Consider the following 18,729-nt stretch of genomic DNA (forward strand, 5'->3'; position numbering starts at 1 on the left):
AATCGAACCTAATGTTTCTTACCCCTTACGGCTTAGAAAAAAACAATTCATCAATAATTCTCAAATAATCAATACGCGGGTTGTAACCTAATTGAATCAAATGAGCCTTTTCTTCAAAATAGGTTTTTGGAATGGATTTCCTGCCTCCATTGTCTTGTTGATTCCAAAAATAAAATAAGTGCGGAACTTCCATCAAAAAATCTTCCTGGGAATTTTTGAACCTTACCAGAATGAAACAGATTCCATCCTGTTCAATGACTTGTTTCATATGATCGACTTGATGTTGATGGAAATTTGTTAATGGAAATGATGTTTTATTACGTGTTTCTTTCGCTTCGAAATCAATATATCGTCCTCGATAGACCCCATTGTAATCAGTTGTAGAAGGTTGCTTGAAATAGGCTTCCTTGATCACTGCAGCGCTCCGTTTCGGATAATCTACTGAAACGATTTGGACAGGGGTCGGTTTTTTGTGAATTACCGCCTTGCCGATTTTCAGGTAGTATTCATTCGTATGGTTGATATCCTCTTCGAATGTCATCCCGCGATTGGCATACGATTTATTCACCTCAACCTTGTTGAAGGATTGTGTTCGGTGCTGTACGGGTCCACTTTTTCGATTTGGATAGCGAAAGTTCAATCCGGTTCACCTTCCTTTTAAGATCCCTGAAGAGTCATCAACATCCTAGACGAATGAAACACGATTTAGTTTCAAAAATAACATCATCCGGTGCAGGGCATCATTAAGAATATACCATATTATTGGAGAATGTCGAGTATCATAATAGGAATTTGAGAACAAATGTTTGCAGATCGGGTGGTTGTATGGAACGTCTATTAAATAAGGAAGCGTTTACATCAAATGTGTCTGAATTTCAATTCGTTGAAGAGATCAAGCAGAAAACTGCAAGGATGAATGCAGATAATATATCCCGAACCAAGGCCTACCAAAATTATCATTTTCGTAATAAAGAATTTTTTTGGCCTTTTCTTGCAAGTATGGTTTCACGGAACGCTGGATGGAATATGGATGATCTTCAATTGACAGAATTCCGGATGCTTATGCCATGCAATGGGCGCCGTTGGATTTTCTATACCTATGAAAGAGCCAATTGGTTAATCTTTGCAGACGCGTATCCACAGCTACTATTGTATGAGAAATCGAAACAAGTAGGACTGCCTTTATTTCACTTGCTGAAGGAATTTGGGGTTTCAAGCTTCATGGCGGAGGAATGGAAGAGGTTTTGGAAAACTCGGAATCGGAAAAGACTTGATACGGCATTGATCATTAATGAGCAGCATGTGATCCAAGGCCCCGTATTGGATCAGGAAGAGTACAAAAGGAAAGTGTTCTCAACCTTCCCTTACTGGCTTCAAGATCATTTGCATTTTAGTACCGTGTTGTTTCCAACGCTTGAAGGTGATTTATTCGGCTTATCCGTACATGGATTCCGAAAAGTATCAAACCGGATCAAACTTGGAAAAGGACTCCTGGAAATTTTATCGAAACCAGGATTATATGAACGATTTGTTCGATTTGCGAGAATGACGGAGCCAACTGGAAGCAGAGCAGACTTTGAACGCTATTTGTTCCAACATTCGAGAAAAGGGCATTATTTACCACTCCGCTTGCTTTATCCGATAATCGAGCATCAACGTAAAGAATACAAGGATTGGTCAACAAATACATGGAACGTTGAAAAACACTTTAAAAATGTTAAATTACCCGGACAGTTCAAATTGAATGATTGGTATGAACATAAACGACTTGAGCTTCATGTTTTCGCAAAATGGAAATCTTTCTTACAAAAGGAGAACAAATAAAAAGTGTCAGCCTCTTTACCATCAATGGGTTAAAAAGATAGCTGACACTTCAGCTTTCGGTTTTATGTTGATGGACGGTTCGGCCCTTCTAGTTTTTTATCACCGTAACCTGTTTTTTTGTTCGGCTGTCGTACGACTTTTTCCTCTTTAGATGTTCCTCTTCGTTTACTCACCCAAGTCACCTCCTATGATTAGTATGGTTCAAGGATTAGTAACTATACAGTCCATCATCTGCTGTCGAATCCTTGAGGTAAAGCGGAAAATCCACTTTCTTTGCCGAAAGGGAACTAGTTTTGTCAAGAGTGGAGGGGAAGGAGAAAGGCCCGGCGAATAGTACAGGTACCATTATTCCCGGGAGGTCCGTAAAAATGGAAAGCTTGGTGAAAACGAAAACTGTATCCAGGAAGCTCAATGTCAACCCGACTACCATTCAACGATGGGTAAAGTACTTCGACATTCCATGTCCTAAAAATGATCACGGTCACTACTTATTCCGTTCAGAAGACATCGAACAATTGGAAGAAATACAGAAACAATTGAAACAGGGCTTGCAGATGAGTGACATCAAATTACAGAACAGAAGTTCAAGTGAAACAAAGGCAGTGAAAAGCGGGGACGGACTGAAAGAACTTGATGTCTATTTTAAACAGCTCCAAGATCAATTGAACGTTTTAGAATCGAAGGTATCTCAAAAAGCTGATGAAGTCTTGTCATATCAAGTCATGCAACATAGAAAGGATATGGACCAAATGGCGACGAAATTGACAGAACTCGAGGAAAAAATGCTCGATCTCGAAGAACAATTGCTGTTGCAGGTGACGGCTACGAATGAAATCAGGACGGAATACAGCCCAGTGAAACCAAAGAAACGAAACTGGCTTGTAAGTCTTTTTTAAGGCACTATTTATTTTAGATGGCATTTCTGAATTTCCTTTGATAGGATAAGTTCAGAAGAGGTGAAACAATGAGCACGGAAAAACAGCGATTGATGGAGTTGACGAGAAAGCTACGATCACTCAATGCCAAGGCGTATAGACAATTTGATGAAAATACAATGAGGGAAGGATATGAGGTGGATTTTTATGGTGAAGTCAAACCATTCGTCGATGAAGTACAGATCCTTGCCGATGAATGGAAGCCTTTGGCCGTGAAATGGGCGATTGAAGAAAAGCCGAAGTATGTCTACCCGATCCAGATCAATGACACCTATGAAAATATGACAATTTCGGCGGTTCAAGCGTTTCAGAAGGATACAAAACGCAAACGGTTTACCTCTATGACTAAATCCATTGAATACATTCTCGAATCCATAGAAGATCAACTATAAAGGTGGGGCTAACCAAAAAGGGTCTGACGTTTTTTGGGTCAGCCCCTTTTTTTGTTCACTTAATTGTTAAACGCCGGGATTCCAAGATAAAGGGAGCATATGTTATAATAGGATTGAGAAGAAAGGGATGTTTTGCTTATGATGGAATTCTTGTATTTTCCAGAAGATAAAACTGAATACATTCCATCCGTGATCATGTTGATCATCTTCATGACTGCGGCGATCATAGCGACTGTCTTCATCCGAAGACATTCTGCCAAAGAGCTGAATAAATGGGAAAATGAAGAGCCGAACTTGAGAAGAACGGAAGAGAAAGTGAATGAGTCAGGTACAGATAAGAATTAGAGGGTAGTCCAACACATCAATGACGATGTAACGGACGCCCTCTTTTATATTGGTGATGTTATTATTGATGATTCTTTCGAAATTCAAGCCTATTCTGAGGGTGATCAAAGTATATAGAGTTAAAAATGGCTGTTTGTTAAGAGTGTTGTTTTGCAATTTGGAAATATATCCGCTTCCCCCGGCAATCCTTTTTTGAAACAAACTTTTAGAAAAAGCCCAAAAACAAACTTTAAAATTTCATGTACCGTACTATAGTTTAAGTTTCGGATTCGCCTGATTTAAGATAACGGCGATCTTTCATAAAAAGCCTCCAAAAGTAGATGAAGCCTGGTATCAAGATTGCAAATCCGACAATGTAGGAGATAAATAACGCTCGGAACATGCTTTGATAGGTCCTCTCGCTTCCACAGACTGTCAAGCACTTATATTCTGAGTAACAACCAATCATTTATTCCCATGTCTTCCAATAAAAAGACGAAACGGACGATCATGATCATTCTTACTTAAAATTTCATGTACCGTACTTAAAATGAAGGAATTCTTCAATGCAAAAAAGAATTCTTATTGTAGAGAGGGAGAAGGGGGCAATAAATTGGAAGAGTTCCTATATAAATTAATACCGACTCGTCCGGATTTCATCAATACGACGAAGGAAGAAGATGAAATCCTTTCACAGCATTTTACTTATTTAGAAGGGTTATTGGACAATAAAGAACTGATTTTAGCGGGACCATGCCTTGATGGATCTTTAGGAATCGTCATTCTTAGGGCTGAATCTGAGAAACGTGCAAGAAGTATAATGGAAGGAGACCCGGCTGTCATCAATGGTTTGATGCAAGCGACGTTGCAGCGTTATCGGGTTTCTTTGATGGGGAGTAAATAATGGGAGGGCATCAAAGTGAAAAAAGAATTTGAAACTTTCCAGGAGTTTTGGCCGTTTTATCTTCAACAGCATTCGAAGCCAGCTACTAGAGCCTGGCATTTTGTTGGTACAAGTTTTGTTTTTGTATGTATTTGTGTATCACTCCTATTCATGAATTTCTGGTATCTGTTGGCTGCCCCTGTCATTGCGTATTCATTTGCGTGGATCAGCCATTTTTTCATAGAAGGGAACAAACCAGCCACATTCGGGCATCCGTTCTGGTCTTTAAGGGCCGATTTCAAGATGTTCGGGTACACCTTGACAGGAAGTCTGGATAAAGAGTTGGAAAAGCATCAGATCAAAAGAACCGCATAAATAATTGGGACTTGCTAAAGCAAAAGAGCTTCGCAAGTCCCATTTTAACTATGTAACAGTTCATTTTGACCGTCACAATTTAATATTCCATGATATCACTATTGACAAGCTGATGAATTTCTTCCACCAATTGGGAAGCAGGGATATTCAAATGTTCAGCTAATACAAACATGGTTTTGAGTGTCGGCATGCGACGTCCTCTTTCAAGTAAACTGATAAATGAACGGTCATAGCCAGTCAGTTCAGCAAGTTTGAACTGAGATATCTTCTCGACTGTCCGGTGTTTACGGATTACGAGTCCAACAGCTTGTTCAAGTTTCATAAAAGAATCCCCCAATAACCCCATAAAATGACAGCGGACTATAGTCAACGTATCTCTATTTTAGTATAGGTCTGTCGAATGAACAATAAGATTGTTAGAAATAGCAAAACCAAATTTTCAACTTTGCACGTATCACCACTTTTTGAGGCTGAATAGGAGGTGCGGCTGAGGCTTGAAACATCTGGGTTTTATATAAAGGGACAACATCTCTCGCGGCGACTTCGACGATTTTCAATGGTACTGGGCTCAACTGGACCTTCATAATATGGGCAAGGGTCATGGCTTTCCGTACGGAATCTTCATATGCTTTTGCTAACCCATTGAGATAATAACGGGAAGGGTTTGTGACTTCAAACGTAAGATCTCTTGTGATATTGGCTCCATTCTTGATAGCTGTTTCATATACAAATCCAGCAAATTTTACATCGTTAATCTTTACCTTATATAAATGTTCTACTCGAAACCCTCTGAAGACCGACTGTCCGTTTTGATAATCATAGATAGGCTGGATATTATATACGATCGTCTCTATTTGAGTTGAGGGAATGCCGGCATTCATCAAAGCATTCAGGGCTTTATTCGATCTTATGGCATTATCTTCGGATGCGCTCAAAACATTTTGGTCTTCTGTGACGACACCGATCGTAAGTGAAATCTCGTCTGCATCAACAATCATTTCTCCATCACCTTCAACCACCATCACATTCGCTTCACCATTCACATTTCCCCGATCAGAAGGATACCTGTCGATCATACCTTCACCTCCGAATCCTGATTTATTCACTATATTCATTTTGTTGGTTTGAAATGAGTAATTGATCTGCTGCTAAATCGAACATATTTTCGAGCATTGTATTGACATTATGTTATATATGAATTATGATATGAATAACGCCGACAAAGTTAGTTATATAAATGGTGGATAGATTGAAGTCGTAGCTGCAATTGTGTAGACGAATTTAATTGTCACACAGTCATGCGGGTACGGTTTTTTAATACAGTCAGAATGATAAATATAACGGTAAACTTTTGGTGAATTTGTAAGATGTTCAGGAGGTACAGTATATGAATACTGGTACAGTAAAATGGTTTAACGCAGAAAAAGGTTTTGGTTTCATCGAAATTACAGAAGGTAACGACGTATTCGTTCACTTTTCTGCAATCGAAGGTGAAGGATTCAAAACATTAGAAGAAGGTCAAAACGTTTCTTTCGAAATCGTCGAAGGCAACCGTGGGCCACAAGCTTCTAACGTACAAAAAGTCTAAGTATAAAAACTTGAGTCTTAATGGGTGACGTACGTTAGTACGCCACCCTTTTTGCACTTAAAGAAAGTATAAAATACTTTCTTCAGTATAAGAGCACAAGCTGGCGGCTTCGTAAGCAATACACCGCACGAAGGAAAAGCGATTGCTTTTTCGAGGAACTAATGGCTCAGCCTACGGCTTGGCTTTGCCAAGTTTTCTTTATTTGGTCCTCAATAGGAAATGACCTTTCATAGAAAAATGGATTTAAGCTCCCTTTATGATCAGGTTGTAAAGGGTCTCATGTGCTCCTTGCCAAAGTGCGCACTGTAAAAACGTTTAATCCACATTTTCAACCCCTCTTTTAAATCTCCAATAATCTATTATTTCAGAAACGGAAACAATTCGAGTAGAAGGGAGTTAAGAGTAAGTACGGTAACTGATTCACACTGGCACGACCGAGGAGTCGTAAGGACGAAAGAGAGGAAGGGCTTTCGTTGTTTGAGTTATTTTTAGCAAATCATATGGGTTGTATAGTGGATACACATATGTATTGATACATCGCTATCCACCAGTTTAAGGAGCATGGATCTCGCTGATGTGAAGTTGTTTGATCTCACGGAATGACTTTTCCAGCGTTACATATTTCATAGTATGGCAAGTGATTAATTCATACTATACCAATAGGAATTTATGGCTAAATTTCAATTTATGATTGACAGTCACTTTGATCATGCTGTAAAATTCAAAAAAATAAGTTGATTCACTTATCACGAGTGGCTGAGGGACTGGCCCTGAGAAGCCCGGCAACCTGCTTTTGCAAGGTGCTAATTCCAGCAAAATGGAAATCCATTTTGAGAGATAAGGTACATACACATTTGATGTACTTTTAATTAGGTCTCTCATTCTGAGGGGCTTTTTTATTTACCTTATCCGAGTACCATCCCAAAAGAGAGGAGAATAAGCGTGGCAAATGAATTGGAATCTATAACACCAAAATTGAACGAAATGCTGAAAACCATGAAATTCGGGTCTGTCACTTTGGTCGTACAGGATGGAAAAGTCATTCAAATTGAAAAGAAAGAAAAAGTGAGAGTGAAATAACAAGGATTTTACCAATGTGCTTTCCGAAGTTAAGACTGACTGGGTTTCTTGAAATAAAATTTGTCCTCAAGGTTCGATTAATTTAAAATAGGAAGAGAAAAAGAAAATAACACCTATTAAACGAATTGCGGAGGTCATGGCATCGTGCAGAGAAATAAAGAACTACATGATTTTCTTTTCAATAAAGCACCACAACTTACAGATGATTGGTATAACTCCCTGGATAAAAGCGATCCGACAGGTGTTTATTCATCTACTGATCCTGAAGTCATTCAAAAGTTGAAACAGCAAAATTATGAGTTTCATCTGAATCTGATTGGAATTTTTATAAAAGAAGAATCAGAGTTCTTCAAGGATTTCGAGGAATGGGTGATTGCTACTGCGAGGGATAAGGAACACATTGAAACACCGACACATTTTGTCATGAGGGAATTCATACGTGTACGGAAACAATATTTGAACCTAATTAACGATTTTGTAGCAGCCTCTCCAGGTAAATATACAAATGAACAAATCGATTTGTGGAAAGATATGATCATAAAAGAATTTGATATTGCTATGGTTCGATTTACAGAGGAAAAGAATAACTATCTGAATGATCAGTTGATGGCTCAAAAAGCGATGATCAATGAGCTTAGTTCTCCTGTGATTGATTTATCTCACAATGTTGGCCTGCTCCCGATTGTCGGCGACATCGATACGCATAGGGCTAAGGCGATTCTTGAAATTACCTTGAAGCAATGTGAAGAACGGAATATTGAACGGTTGTATATTGATTTATCGGGTGTTTTCATGGTGGATACCATGGTCGCACACGAAATATTCCAATTGATCTATTCGTTACGGTTGTTAGGTGTTTCTACGACGTTATCGGGAATACGTCCTGAAATCGCACAAACAGCAGTGCAATTGGGCATCGATTTTGAGAATGTGAAAATGACCTCTAAATTGTCGATTGCATTAACGGAAGATGATTGATGTTCAATTTTATAGCAGGTTTCAATAAAAGGCGCTCACTAAGCGTCTTTTTTGATTTTGATTTCTCCGAATTCACTCCCATTCCGCGCAAATAATGATTTAAACCGACTTGGTTCTAAATTGCCACAATTAAAAGGAGGTAACTGGAAGTGTGTTTACCTTCATCTGTGAATGGGAAAGGTTCAAAAAAGGAGGAGGAATCATGGCTTTAACTGATAAACAAATAGAAGATTTCAAATCACAATTACAAGAAATGAAAGAGGAAGTTTATCAACGAAATCAAAATAGAGAAGAAAACGTTGATTCTGAACAATTGAAAGGCAATGATAACCATATGGCCAATGCTGGTACTGCAGAGTACGAGCATGCAAGAGAAATGGCACTGAACCAAAATGATGAACAATTGATAAATGAAATCGATGAGGCCTTACAACGGATTGAAGAAGGCACTTACGGTGTATGTATCGACACCGGTGAAGAGATCTCCATTGAGCGCTTGGAAGCAGTACCTTATGCAAAGAGGACAATTGAAGCACAAAAAGCATATGATGAAAAGAAAAACCCAGGTGATGAAAGACTCAATACGAAACATGAAGACACCTCAGAAATGATCAGTCAAATCGAAAATGAACATAAATAAGTAAAAGGAAATAAATCGGGAGGGTTCAACGACTCTCCCGAATAAGTTCGCTTCCTCAATTTTCAACATTAAATTCCTTCGGATTGTTCTCTCCACCTTTTTTAGCGATCTGTCCTGCCTGATTTGCGTTTTGACCGCCTTTGACGTTTATCTGACCTCCCTGGTTAGCATTTATACCATATTTTCCGGCAATTTGTCCGCCTTGAGAAGCAGTGTAATAATCTTTGATGATTTTACTATCCTTGATATAGATATTGACGATCTTAATACAACAGTCCTTCTTATTTTCAAATCTTTTTTTATGATCATGTTTTTTGAGATGGTGTTTTTTTGGCATTAAAAATAGGGCCTCCTCTCAGTATCGATACTATTAAATATATGCTAGATTGATAGATTTGAATGTGCTCTCGACTACACCCTGTTAAATTCTTACGATCGACTCTTTTCCGGTCCAGAAGAAGTCCTTCTGTAAGTTGATTTTCTCCAATTACAAAGTCCTTCATATAATGTTTTAAATAGTTTCCATAACGAGAATTTGTTTGAAGCATCAACTCGTCAACAAAATAGATCCCCTTTTCAATATGGTCTAGCAATAAAGTGCAAGTTCCTGAATAAATACCGCAAGCAACTTGAAAATAAGTAGCGTTCGTCTGAAATTGATCATAAATCTTCCCGTTGTCCATCACATTATACATATAAACTTCTCTTGTATCATATACCAAAAGGACTCCGACCAGATCTTCCCCATCAAGTGGTAATTTGGAAGGATCGAGTACTTCCATTTCAAAATCCCAAATTCGATCAACGTCTGAAAGATTATTCCTGATCAAGTTTGTCGTATGATCGTTCACTTTGTAAATGAATCCGGTTTCGATATTGAATCGTGTACCAAGAGTGTAAACCTCTTCATGCGGCATCAAGCAGCCTTCGAATTGTTTCTCACCCAATGTAACATTGAAACCTAGCTCATATGGTTGATGATATAAGTAAAGGGGAGTTTTGTTTTTCATGAACATAGGGTAGCTCATGATCGCTTCATCAAGAAAGCATTCAGGTAACCAAGAGGTATAGACAACATCCTCTTTCACATCAGCTTGTCCGGTATAAAATGAAGTGTCTTCTTCCACGATATAGCAGCCAAGCAGCCTTTCCCCGATATGAATCATCAACTCAATTGCCATCCATTGAACGACTCCTGGGTTCATTCCTGACCCGATGATTGCAGTCGTACCATTGAACTGCTCTTTTACAGCTTCAAAATGTATCAGTCGCTCGGCTAATGGAAACCCCCTGAATAGTTCTTCATTATCATCAATCATTGTATTTTCTAATGCAGAGTTAAGGTAATAGACACCATGGCGATTACAACATGCAAGCATTTCGTTCGTATCAGCCCATGAGAGGTCAACAACTATTTTAGTACGGCTCTTTTCTAGGTGATTATTAAAGGTTGCATCATCAGTCAATTTAAATTCATGCAATATGATCCGATCAAGCAGATTCGGGTACAGCTCTGCATAATAAGATGCACTTTTCTGGTTCCGGTCGATCAAATACAGTTCACAATTGTTCAGAAAGGTAAAGAGGGGATCACGATGATCACGAATCGCTTTATTCAAAATAGAGAGATACGACTTTGCGACCCCGCCTGTACTTCCTAAAATCGTCATAGCTTCGTATTCAGTTTTCATTAAACCTACTCACCACTCTATCAGTTTTTTATAATCTATGAATCAGGAGTAGGGAAGGTTTGTACTGATGTCTCTCAAATATGACCTATTTTCCTATTGTATTGAGTAAAACATTTGCAAGAGTGATAAGCGCACAATCTTCTTTTCGATTTCTATCATATAGTGATGTAGTGCTATAAAAATTGATAGATTTTAAAAGGAAGTGAAACGATTTGAAGCAAAACGGACAACATATAATCTTGGACGCATTTGGTTGCAAAAGTAAGATTCTTGATGATGCGGACAAGCTGGAAAAATTATTGCTCAGGGCAATCGATGCACTCGGTATGGAGGTCATCTCCAGTCATTTTCATCGATTCGAGCCCCATGGCGTTACAGGTACGATTGTGATTTCGACTTCTCACTTTTCAATCCACACTTGGCCTGAAAATGGTTATGCAGCAATGGATCTGTATACATGTGGAAACCAGGAATTACGCTCTGAGGTAGATGTATTGTTAAAGGAGCTCGGGTCAGAGAATGTGAATCTCTATGAATTGAAGCGGGGAAGCGAAATAGGTGAATTCCCTGAAATGAATCATATCTGTTTACCTACCGCAGATCTAGTTGACAGCGATTCTAACTCTCCGAAAGAGGCGCTAAAACAGTTCAGAAAGAACAAAGGGAACACATGGGATCAGATCCAATTGAAACAAATTCTTACAGGAAAGTTTCAAAAAATCCACCAATCAAAGAGTGATTTCCAGGACATCTTATTGATGGAGGCGAACGATATCCGGTTATACCTTGATCAGGAGTTGCAATTCAGTTCTTTGGATGAAAGGTGTTATCACGAAGCCTTGATCCATCCTGCCATGGCATTGGCTGGAAGTAGAGAGAATGTTTTGATTCTTGGTGGTGGTGATGGGCTTGGTTTACGTGAAGTATTGGCGTATCCTGAAGTGAAAAAGGTTGACCTAGTAGATATCGATCCTGTCATGATCAAATTCGCAAGTACGATTCCTGAAATGATTTCTTTGAATCAAGGTGCCTTCCAGGATCAACGTGTCACTGTCCATATTGATGATGCAAAACGGTATCTCGCAAAAAATAAAAACGCTTACGATGTCATCATCATCGATTTTCCTGATCCGGTGAATAGCCTGCTGGCTGAATTATACACCACTGAAGTTTTTAAGGATATATCGAGGTCATTGAGAAGAGGTGGAATGATCGTATGTCAATCCAATTCACCAGAAGATGCACCTGAAGTATTCTGGTCGATCGGTGAGACGTTCAAAAGCGCAGGCTTGAAAACAGAGCCTTATCAGGTTATTGTTCCTTCCTTCGGCTTTTGGGGTTTCCACCTCGCTTCACCCGAGAAAATCGATAGATCTAATTTGCTCATAACTGCAGCGCATAATACATTGCCGGAAGACTTGCAGCATTTATTCACTTTTACGGAAGAAGTTTTAAAAAAACAACAAGACGCACTAAGCAATTCAATGAAATCACTGACTTTGCATGAACTGTACAAAAAATCATTGAGTAATTATGAGCGTGCGAATTAGTATTTAAAAGTTCCTATTTGGGAGCTTTTTTACATTTTTATTGTTATGATTAATTGATAATATGAGTGGTAAGAACGGCCCCCTTTTCTTACGAACGTTTATTCGCTAAAATAGAAGTACTAGAATGGAGTGAACGGAATGAAAATTCGTAAGAGCTTACACGAAATCCTTAAAGTTATGAATCAAGATGAAACGATTGCATCCAATATCGCCCTTTGGAAAACGATTCCCGAAAAAGAAGGACGATCGGTCGATTTTCCTGAACAGATTCATCCGAAGATTCGTAAAGCATTAGAAAACAGAGGGATTTCTTCATTATACACACACCAATATTCTGCATTTGAAGCAGCACGTTCTCATAAAAGCTTCGTTGCTGTCACCCCGACCGCTTCGGGTAAAACGCTTTGTTATAACCTTCCTGTCCTTCAGGAAGTTGCAGAGAATGATAACAGCCGAGCTTTATATTTGTTTCCGACAAAGGCTTTGGCCCAGGATCAAAAGAGTGAAATCAATGAATTGATCGAGGAAATCGGTATCGACATCAAAAGCTACACATACGACGGAGATACACCTTCGAATATCCGACAGGTGATTCGTAAAGCCGGTCATGTAGTGATGACGAATCCGGATATGCTGCATTCAGCGATTTTACCTCATCATACGAAGTGGGTATCCTTGTTTGAAAACCTGAAATACATTGTCATCGATGAACTTCATACATATAGAGGTGTGTTTGGAAGCCATTTCGCCAATGTATTGAGACGTCTAAAAAGGATATGTTCGTATTATGGAAGTAATCCGACATTTATCTGTACGTCAGCAACGATTGCGAATCCGAAAGAGCTTGCTGAAAAATTGACAGGAGATGAAGTGCGGTTGATTGATAACAACGGAGCACCGGTTGGGAAGAAGCATTTCGTTTTCTACAACCCGCCGATTGTCAATAAGCCATTGAACATACGAAGAAGTGCAACGCTTGAATCGAAAAGGCTTGCTTCTTTGTTTTTGGAAAATGAAATCCAGACGATCGTTTTTGCGAGAAGCCGGGTCAGAGTTGAAATCTTGTTAACCTACCTGCAAGAATTGATTCAACGAAAAATAGGTAACAAAACGATTCGTGGCTATCGCGGTGGATATCTTCCGAAGCAGCGCCGTGAAATCGAACAGGGGCTTCGTAGCGGAGAGATCATGGGTGTTGTGAGTACGAACGCTCTCGAATTAGGTGTGGATATCGGACAACTTCAAGTCTGTGTCATGAATGGCTACCCTGGAACGATTGCAAGTACATGGCAGCAGGGAGGACGCGCTGGCCGGAGACAGGATGAATCCGTCGTGGTTCTTGTCGCAAGTTCTACACCACTTGACCAATACATCATCCAGAATCCTGACTATTTTTTCAACAGGAATCCAGAAACAGCTCGAATCAACCCCGACAACTTGATCATCTTAGTGGATCATTTGAAATGCGCAGCCTATGAACTACCTTTTAAAAATGGAGAGAGCTTTGATGGAGTAGAAATCGATGATATCATGTATTTCTTGACTGAAGAGGGTGTGCTGCATGAACAAGGAGATCGCTGGTATTGGATGAACGATTCGTTTCCTGCACATAACATCAGTTTACGTTCGGCTTCACAGGAGAACGTTGTCATCATCGACCAGACAGACGTAGCGAATGTAAAAGTAATCGGTGAAATGGACCGGTTCAGTTCGATGACATTGCTCCACGAGGAAGCGATCTACCTGCATCAAGGTATTCAATATCAAGTTGAGAAACTGGATTATGAAGAAAAAAAGGCGTACGTCCGTGAAGTCGATGTCGATTACTACACGGATGCAAATTTAGCTGTTTCGTTGAAAGTGCTTGAAGAAGATAAACAGAAGATCTATATGGATTCTCAGGTCGCATTTGGAGATGTAACTGTAAATGCGATGGCGACGATTTTCAAAAAAATCAAGTTCGGGACCCATGAAAACATCGGTTCGGGCCCTATTACGCTGCCTGAGGAAGAGCTCCATACTTCCGCTTCATGGATCAGTTTCTCTGAGGAAATGGTTGAGGGACTATCTGGACAAGAACTTGAAGAAGGTCTTGTAGGTATTTCGAATGTCATGCGTCATGTCGCTCCATTATTCGTCATGTGTGATGTGAGCGATCTTCATGTCGTCCCGCAAGTGAAAGCTTCTCATTCACAGCTGCCGACGATTTTCTTCTACGATCGCTATCCTGGTGGCATCGGTCTCAGTGAATACGTTTATGAAAATATATCTGAAATTATCAGTGAGGCGGAACATGTGATAGAACGTTGCCCATGTGATAAAGGGTGTCCATCGTGCGTAGGGAATGAAGTGCAGTATATAGATGTCAAAAGTCTTGCGTTGAAATTTTTGAAAGAGGGAAGGAACGATTCCAATTATGTCACTTCAAAATAAATTGAATCGTTTTAAAAAACAGCTGACACATGTCGGTTCAGAATCAACTTCGGAACAGAAACAAAAACCAGTGAAAATGGAGACCGGGGAGCATGGTTCAATTTGGGCTCCATTCGAAGCAAAAACAGTAGCGTTTGATGATCAACATTGTATTATCCGTGAAAAAAACTATTCAAAAGGCCACAAAATCGGGCAGTACACCGTTCAAGATCTTCATGATGTCATCAAGCGCTGGAACGAAAGGGAGCAGAGCCATCCACTTTCAGCCGACGGCAGAGAAGCTGCAGACCTCCTCTTTTTTGATACGGAAACAACCGGCTTGGGCAGTGGAGCAGGAAATACGATTTTTTTGCTTGGAGTCGCAAGAATACTTGAAGATGACATTCAGGTCCGCCAGTATTTCCTGCCCGGACCCGGGAACGAAGTAGCCTTATATCATCATTTTTTAACGGATATGCGGGACATGTCCAATTTAGTGACGTATAACGGAAAAACATTTGATTGGCCGCAGGTAAAGACCCGTCACACCTTCGTCCGTGATATGGTTCCGAAGCTGCCGTCTTTCGGTCATTTCGATTTACTACATGGTTCGCGCAGGGTTTGGAAGAAGTCTTTCGAGTCACTGCGCCTGTCGATTGTAGAAAAAGAACTCCTTAGTATCGAGAGGACAGAAGATACACCAGGATATCTTGCGCCGATGTTATACTTTGAATATTTGCGGGAAAAGGATCCTTCGATTTTAGAAGGGGTATTTAGACATAATGAACTTGATGTCCTTACGCTCATATCGTTGTATACTCATCTCTCCAATGTTTTGTTAGATAAGAACCATACTACACTTTCTAACCAAGAGCGCTTCGAGATTGCAAAATGGTATGAGGCGTTGGGTGATAAGCTAGAAGCAAAATACCGTTATGAAAAACTCATTGATACAACAATTGACTTAAAGGCAAAAAAAGCGTTGGCGAGCCTTTATAAGAAAGAAAAAGATCTCGATATAGCAGCCTGTTATTTGAAATCTGTCATTGAGTCAGAAGATGATTTAGAAGCTTATGTTGAGCTTTCGAAAATACATGAACATCACTTTAAGGACTTCGAGAAAGCGTTGTTTTATGCTCGTAAAGGATATGAATCATGGAAGTCGGCAAAACGGATTTTAAGACGCGATGAAGATAAAGAGCGAATCGAATTCAATAAGCGGATCAACCGTCTCGAAAGAAAATGCGGGTAGGGCAATAGTAGGGAAATAAAAACGTGAGAAATGGTCGATATTCCCCGGGCAAGCGCAAAAAACGATGTTTTTCGTGCCTACTTGGGGGTTTTTAAAATTATTTAGTCTTTTGTAATAGAAATATTGAAAAAAATGTCGAATCACCATAAAATAGGGAATGGAGCATTTACATATTTAGGGGGATTCCGACAGTGCGCAACATTATTGTAGTTTTATTTTTTCTTATGATCGGCTTGACTGTGTATATCATGAACTTAGGTGCTTGACCATTTTCATCGGATATCGGTGAAAGAAGGCGAATGTCTTAGACAAGTCTCATAGATCTCTCATACATTATTACTAAGCAATTAACTAAACCATAAAGGAGAATCTATGGGATGCATTGTAAAAAACCTCAAATGATGTGTCCGGTGGTCCATCCACCGAAGAAGTGTGTCAAGCATTTTTGCCATTACAAAGTCGTGCCTCATATCCATCCAGTGATCGAGGAGCACGTACACCACAACGTCATACAGCATAAGCATATGCAGAAGCATTGTACAAAATCGTGCTGTACGACGCAACACAAACATTGCATGGTCCCGCCAAAGCCGAAATGCGGCTGTCACCACGGCGGCGGCTATGGTGGAGGATTTGGCGACGGCTATGGTGGAGGACACCACCACGACGGAGGCCCTTGGGGCTGGTAAGATCAGTATAAGCGAACCGAGCTCATTCGGTTCGCTTTTTCAGTAGATTTGATATGGTGATGGATGAAGAGATTTTGAACCTCGATATGGAAATAAGTCCCCAAATCGGAAATCAATATTCCAAGTTAGGTAATTGGAATGCACCGTCAATCTGCCCAAGAAAATTCCGGTACCAAAGTACAAACATCCTTAAAATCCAGACAAAGTTCCATACGAAAAAACATATATTTTTCGATAAATCGATGTTTTTTCAACAAATTATGTATTTATAATATGGTACACTTAAAGGGAGTCCAAATATTGGCACAGACACGGAATTTCACTTTATAGTAGGATTGAAAGGCCAACTTAGAATCAGCAGAGACTTTCAAAAGGAGTCATTGGATGATCAAGGTTTTAGCAGTGACAGGATACAAAGGACATGAACTTAGTATTTTTTCGAACAAGCATGAAGCTGTACCTTACATAAAAGGTGTACTTAAAAATCGCATCGTCCAGCTGGTGGAGGAAGGCTTGGAATGGGTCGTCATCAGTGGACAGCTCGGGGTTGAGTTGTGGGCAGGCGAGGCAGTCATCGAATTGAAGGAAACTTATCCTGATCTGCAGCTTGCTGTTTTGACTCCATTTCAAGACCAGGAGCAGAGATGGAAAGAGAACACCCAGCAATATTACCATCAAGTTGTATCGCAAGCAGATTTCGTGGACAGCATTTCGAAAAGACCATATGAAGATCCAGGCCAATTGCAAGCAGGAAATCAATTCATCATTGAAAAGACGGATGGGTTATTAGTGCTCTATGACGCTGATCAGCCAGGATCGCCGGAATTTTATTTAAGAACGGCGCACAAATATGTAGAACTTGGTAACGAATATCCTATATTGTCAATTTCCTTTTTCGACGTAAATGATTATATTGAGGAATCACAGAAATCAAATGGTGATGATTGGGTAACCTAATAACAGATGAATATTATGTGAAACTTGGTATAATGTTGGGTAAAGACCAACTATAAATGAAACGAATGATAGAAATTATAAACGGGGTGACGCATTTATTATGGATAATAAACGAGTACAATTGACATCGAAAGAGATTTTAGAGAAGGATTTCAAAACAGGTTTCAGAGGCTATGATCAAGATGAGGTCGATCAGTTTTTAGACATTGTGATCAAAGACTATGAACAGTTCCACAAAGAAATTGACCGTTTGAATGAAGAAAATGTGAAGTTGAGAAAAGAACTTCAGCGTTCAGGTGAACAGACGAAAACACAAAGCAATGGTGCTGGAATCACGAACTACGATATCTTGAAACGTCTATCCAATCTTGAAAAGCATGTTTTCGGAAGTAAACTTTACGATTGATTTGGGATTAATTGACATTGAAAAGCAATCAAACGTACGATATAATGTAATTCGACTCTAAAAAGGTCATATCGTTTGGGTAATCGCTGTACTTCACTTTTGAAGTATAGAGGAAAGTCCATGCTCGCACAGTCTGCGATGGCTGTAGTGTTCGTGCCTGATCAATAAATAAGTCAGGGTAGTCTGGTTCCGACTGGACTAACGGCAGGGAAAACACCTACGTCTTCGGATATGGTGTGAATACCTTGAAAGTGCCACAGTGACGAAGTTCTGCAGGAAACTGCAGGAGTGGAACGAGGTAAACCCCACGAGCGAGAAACCCAAATTATGGTAGGGGAGTCTTCTCGGAGAAAATGAACGAAGAGAAGGGCAGATGTTGGAGAACATCTGGAGATAGATGATTACCGCCTGCGTACGAGGAGCATAAGCTCTGCTTGAGTACGGGGAACAGAACATGGCTTACAAAACGAGATGACCAAAAGCCCGCATTTAAGAGGGCTTTTTTATTTTGCCTTTTGGACACTAACAATTATGACACATTCCTTTAGTGATTCAGGTAAAGTCATGTGAATTTAGGGAAAATTATATGTACATCTTTCCGCTTTTATTGAATATTATTTTTGTTTTAGGCTGTTTTCGCAAACTTTGTTGCTCTTGCACTTAAAGAAAGTATAAAATACTTTCTTCAGTATAAGGGCAACTAAGGCTCGACCTACAAAAGGCTTGGTCTCGCCAAGTTTTCTTTAAAAGTCG

General features: G+C 39.7%; 20 protein-coding genes, 1 other RNA gene, 1 pseudogene and 1 riboswitch. Of the genes and pseudogenes, 17 read left to right on the plus strand and 5 right to left on the minus strand.

The genetic code is table 11. The annotated features are described in order from the left end of the window. Window positions 1-25: 25 nt before the first annotated feature. On the minus strand, window positions 26-640 hold the full coding sequence (recU, locus tag ACTWQL_RS23780; RefSeq protein WP_443144841.1) for a Holliday junction resolvase RecU: 615 nt from the start codon (window positions 638-640) through the stop codon (window positions 26-28). A gap of 185 nt (window positions 641-825) precedes the next feature. Here recU and ACTWQL_RS23785 point away from each other — a divergent pair, with 185 nt between their 5' ends. The 6 genes from ACTWQL_RS23785 to ACTWQL_RS23810 all read left to right on the plus strand — a co-directional run bounded on the left by ACTWQL_RS23785 (window position 826) and on the right by ACTWQL_RS23810 (window position 4,733). After that, window positions 826-1,824, plus strand: coding sequence for a DUF2515 family protein (locus tag ACTWQL_RS23785; protein ID WP_443144842.1), 999 nt, complete (start codon window positions 826-828; stop codon window positions 1,822-1,824). A 368-nt stretch (window positions 1,825-2,192) separates the two neighbouring features. Next, the gene (locus ACTWQL_RS23790; RefSeq protein ID WP_443144843.1) at window positions 2,193-2,720 is read left to right on the plus strand and encodes a MerR family transcriptional regulator; all 528 of its coding nucleotides are present in this window, start codon (window positions 2,193-2,195) and stop codon (window positions 2,718-2,720) included. Window positions 2,721-2,788: 68 nt separating this feature from the next. Then, window positions 2,789-3,151, plus strand: coding sequence for a YppE family protein (locus ACTWQL_RS23795; protein WP_443144844.1), 363 nt, complete (start codon window positions 2,789-2,791; stop codon window positions 3,149-3,151). 138 nt (window positions 3,152-3,289) lie between these two features. Next, the gene (locus ACTWQL_RS23800; RefSeq protein ID WP_443144845.1) at window positions 3,290-3,496 is read left to right on the plus strand and encodes a hypothetical protein; all 207 of its coding nucleotides are present in this window, start codon (window positions 3,290-3,292) and stop codon (window positions 3,494-3,496) included. A 592-nt stretch (window positions 3,497-4,088) separates the two neighbouring features. Beyond that, window positions 4,089-4,379, plus strand: coding sequence for a YciI family protein (locus ACTWQL_RS23805; RefSeq protein ID WP_443144846.1), 291 nt, complete (start codon window positions 4,089-4,091; stop codon window positions 4,377-4,379). Window positions 4,380-4,394: 15 nt separating this feature from the next. Further along, complete coding sequence (locus tag ACTWQL_RS23810; protein ID WP_443144847.1) at window positions 4,395-4,733, plus strand: Mpo1-like protein; 339 nt, start codon at window positions 4,395-4,397, stop codon at window positions 4,731-4,733. A 79-nt stretch (window positions 4,734-4,812) separates the two neighbouring features. On the opposite strand, the gene ACTWQL_RS23815 is transcribed toward ACTWQL_RS23810, so the two are convergent. Further along, window positions 4,813-5,055: a helix-turn-helix domain-containing protein gene (locus tag ACTWQL_RS23815; RefSeq protein ID WP_443144848.1), complete on the minus strand. Its 243-nt coding sequence runs from the start codon at window positions 5,053-5,055 to the stop codon at window positions 4,813-4,815. 94 nt (window positions 5,056-5,149) lie between these two features. Then, the gene (locus ACTWQL_RS23820; protein ID WP_443144849.1) at window positions 5,150-5,809 is read right to left on the minus strand and encodes an SIMPL domain-containing protein; all 660 of its coding nucleotides are present in this window, start codon (window positions 5,807-5,809) and stop codon (window positions 5,150-5,152) included. Between the two features lie 311 nt (window positions 5,810-6,120). Here ACTWQL_RS23820 and ACTWQL_RS23825 point away from each other — a divergent pair, with 311 nt between their 5' ends. The 4 genes from ACTWQL_RS23825 to ACTWQL_RS23840 all read left to right on the plus strand — a co-directional run bounded on the left by ACTWQL_RS23825 (window position 6,121) and on the right by ACTWQL_RS23840 (window position 9,019). After that, window positions 6,121-6,321, plus strand: coding sequence for a cold-shock protein (locus tag ACTWQL_RS23825; protein ID WP_443144850.1), 201 nt, complete (start codon window positions 6,121-6,123; stop codon window positions 6,319-6,321). 740 nt (window positions 6,322-7,061) lie between these two features. Beyond that, window positions 7,062-7,165: riboswitch (SAM riboswitch) on the plus strand. Window positions 7,166-7,275: 110 nt separating this feature from the next. After that, entirely contained in the window at window positions 7,276-7,401 is a 126-nt protein-coding gene (locus ACTWQL_RS23830; RefSeq protein ID WP_443144858.1) for a YezD family protein, read from the plus strand. Window positions 7,402-7,545: 144 nt separating this feature from the next. Then, complete coding sequence (locus ACTWQL_RS23835) at window positions 7,546-8,379, plus strand: STAS domain-containing protein (protein WP_443144851.1); 834 nt, start codon at window positions 7,546-7,548, stop codon at window positions 8,377-8,379. Window positions 8,380-8,581: 202 nt separating this feature from the next. Further along, window positions 8,582-9,019 (plus strand): TraR/DksA family transcriptional regulator, encoded by a 438-nt coding sequence (locus ACTWQL_RS23840; protein ID WP_443144852.1) that lies wholly within the window; start codon window positions 8,582-8,584, stop codon window positions 9,017-9,019. Between the two features lie 55 nt (window positions 9,020-9,074). Here ACTWQL_RS23840 and ACTWQL_RS23845 read toward each other — a convergent pair whose 3' ends face one another. Together ACTWQL_RS23845 and ACTWQL_RS23850 are read right to left on the minus strand one after the other, a co-directional pair. After that, on the minus strand, window positions 9,075-9,356 hold the full coding sequence (locus ACTWQL_RS23845; protein WP_443144853.1) for a hypothetical protein: 282 nt from the start codon (window positions 9,354-9,356) through the stop codon (window positions 9,075-9,077). A 103-nt stretch (window positions 9,357-9,459) separates the two neighbouring features. Continuing rightward, window positions 9,460-10,710 (minus strand): annotated as a pseudogene (locus ACTWQL_RS23850) (S-adenosylmethionine decarboxylase related protein); the annotation flags it as partial. A 212-nt stretch (window positions 10,711-10,922) separates the two neighbouring features. On the opposite strand from ACTWQL_RS23850, the gene speD reads away from it, so the two are divergent. From speD to rnpB, 7 genes are all read left to right on the plus strand, one after another. Then, window positions 10,923-12,260, plus strand: a complete 1,338-nt coding sequence (speD, locus tag ACTWQL_RS23855) for an adenosylmethionine decarboxylase (RefSeq protein WP_443144854.1) — start codon at window positions 10,923-10,925, stop codon at window positions 12,258-12,260. 138 nt (window positions 12,261-12,398) lie between these two features. Further along, complete coding sequence (locus ACTWQL_RS23860) at window positions 12,399-14,693, plus strand: DEAD/DEAH box helicase (RefSeq protein ID WP_443144855.1); 2,295 nt, start codon at window positions 12,399-12,401, stop codon at window positions 14,691-14,693. Further along, on the plus strand, window positions 14,677-15,924 hold the full coding sequence (locus tag ACTWQL_RS23865; protein WP_443144856.1) for a ribonuclease H-like domain-containing protein: 1,248 nt from the start codon (window positions 14,677-14,679) through the stop codon (window positions 15,922-15,924). Before ACTWQL_RS23860 ends, ACTWQL_RS23865 begins: the two co-directional genes overlap by 17 nt. 377 nt (window positions 15,925-16,301) lie before the next feature. After that, the gene (locus ACTWQL_RS23870; protein ID WP_443144857.1) at window positions 16,302-16,613 is read left to right on the plus strand and encodes a spore coat protein CotH; all 312 of its coding nucleotides are present in this window, start codon (window positions 16,302-16,304) and stop codon (window positions 16,611-16,613) included. A 387-nt stretch (window positions 16,614-17,000) separates the two neighbouring features. Further along, window positions 17,001-17,570, plus strand: coding sequence for a DUF1273 domain-containing protein (locus ACTWQL_RS23875; RefSeq protein ID WP_443144859.1), 570 nt, complete (start codon window positions 17,001-17,003; stop codon window positions 17,568-17,570). Between the two features lie 100 nt (window positions 17,571-17,670). Further along, window positions 17,671-17,976, plus strand: a complete 306-nt coding sequence (gene gpsB / locus ACTWQL_RS23880) for a cell division regulator GpsB (RefSeq protein WP_221565124.1) — start codon at window positions 17,671-17,673, stop codon at window positions 17,974-17,976. A 71-nt stretch (window positions 17,977-18,047) separates the two neighbouring features. Continuing rightward, window positions 18,048-18,443, plus strand: an RNA gene (gene rnpB, locus ACTWQL_RS23885) — RNase P RNA component class B. Window positions 18,444-18,729 lie beyond the last annotated feature (286 nt).

This window comes from Pseudalkalibacillus sp. R45 (assembly GCF_052246725.1).
GTDB lineage: Bacteria > Bacillota > Bacilli > Bacillales > Fictibacillaceae > Pseudalkalibacillus.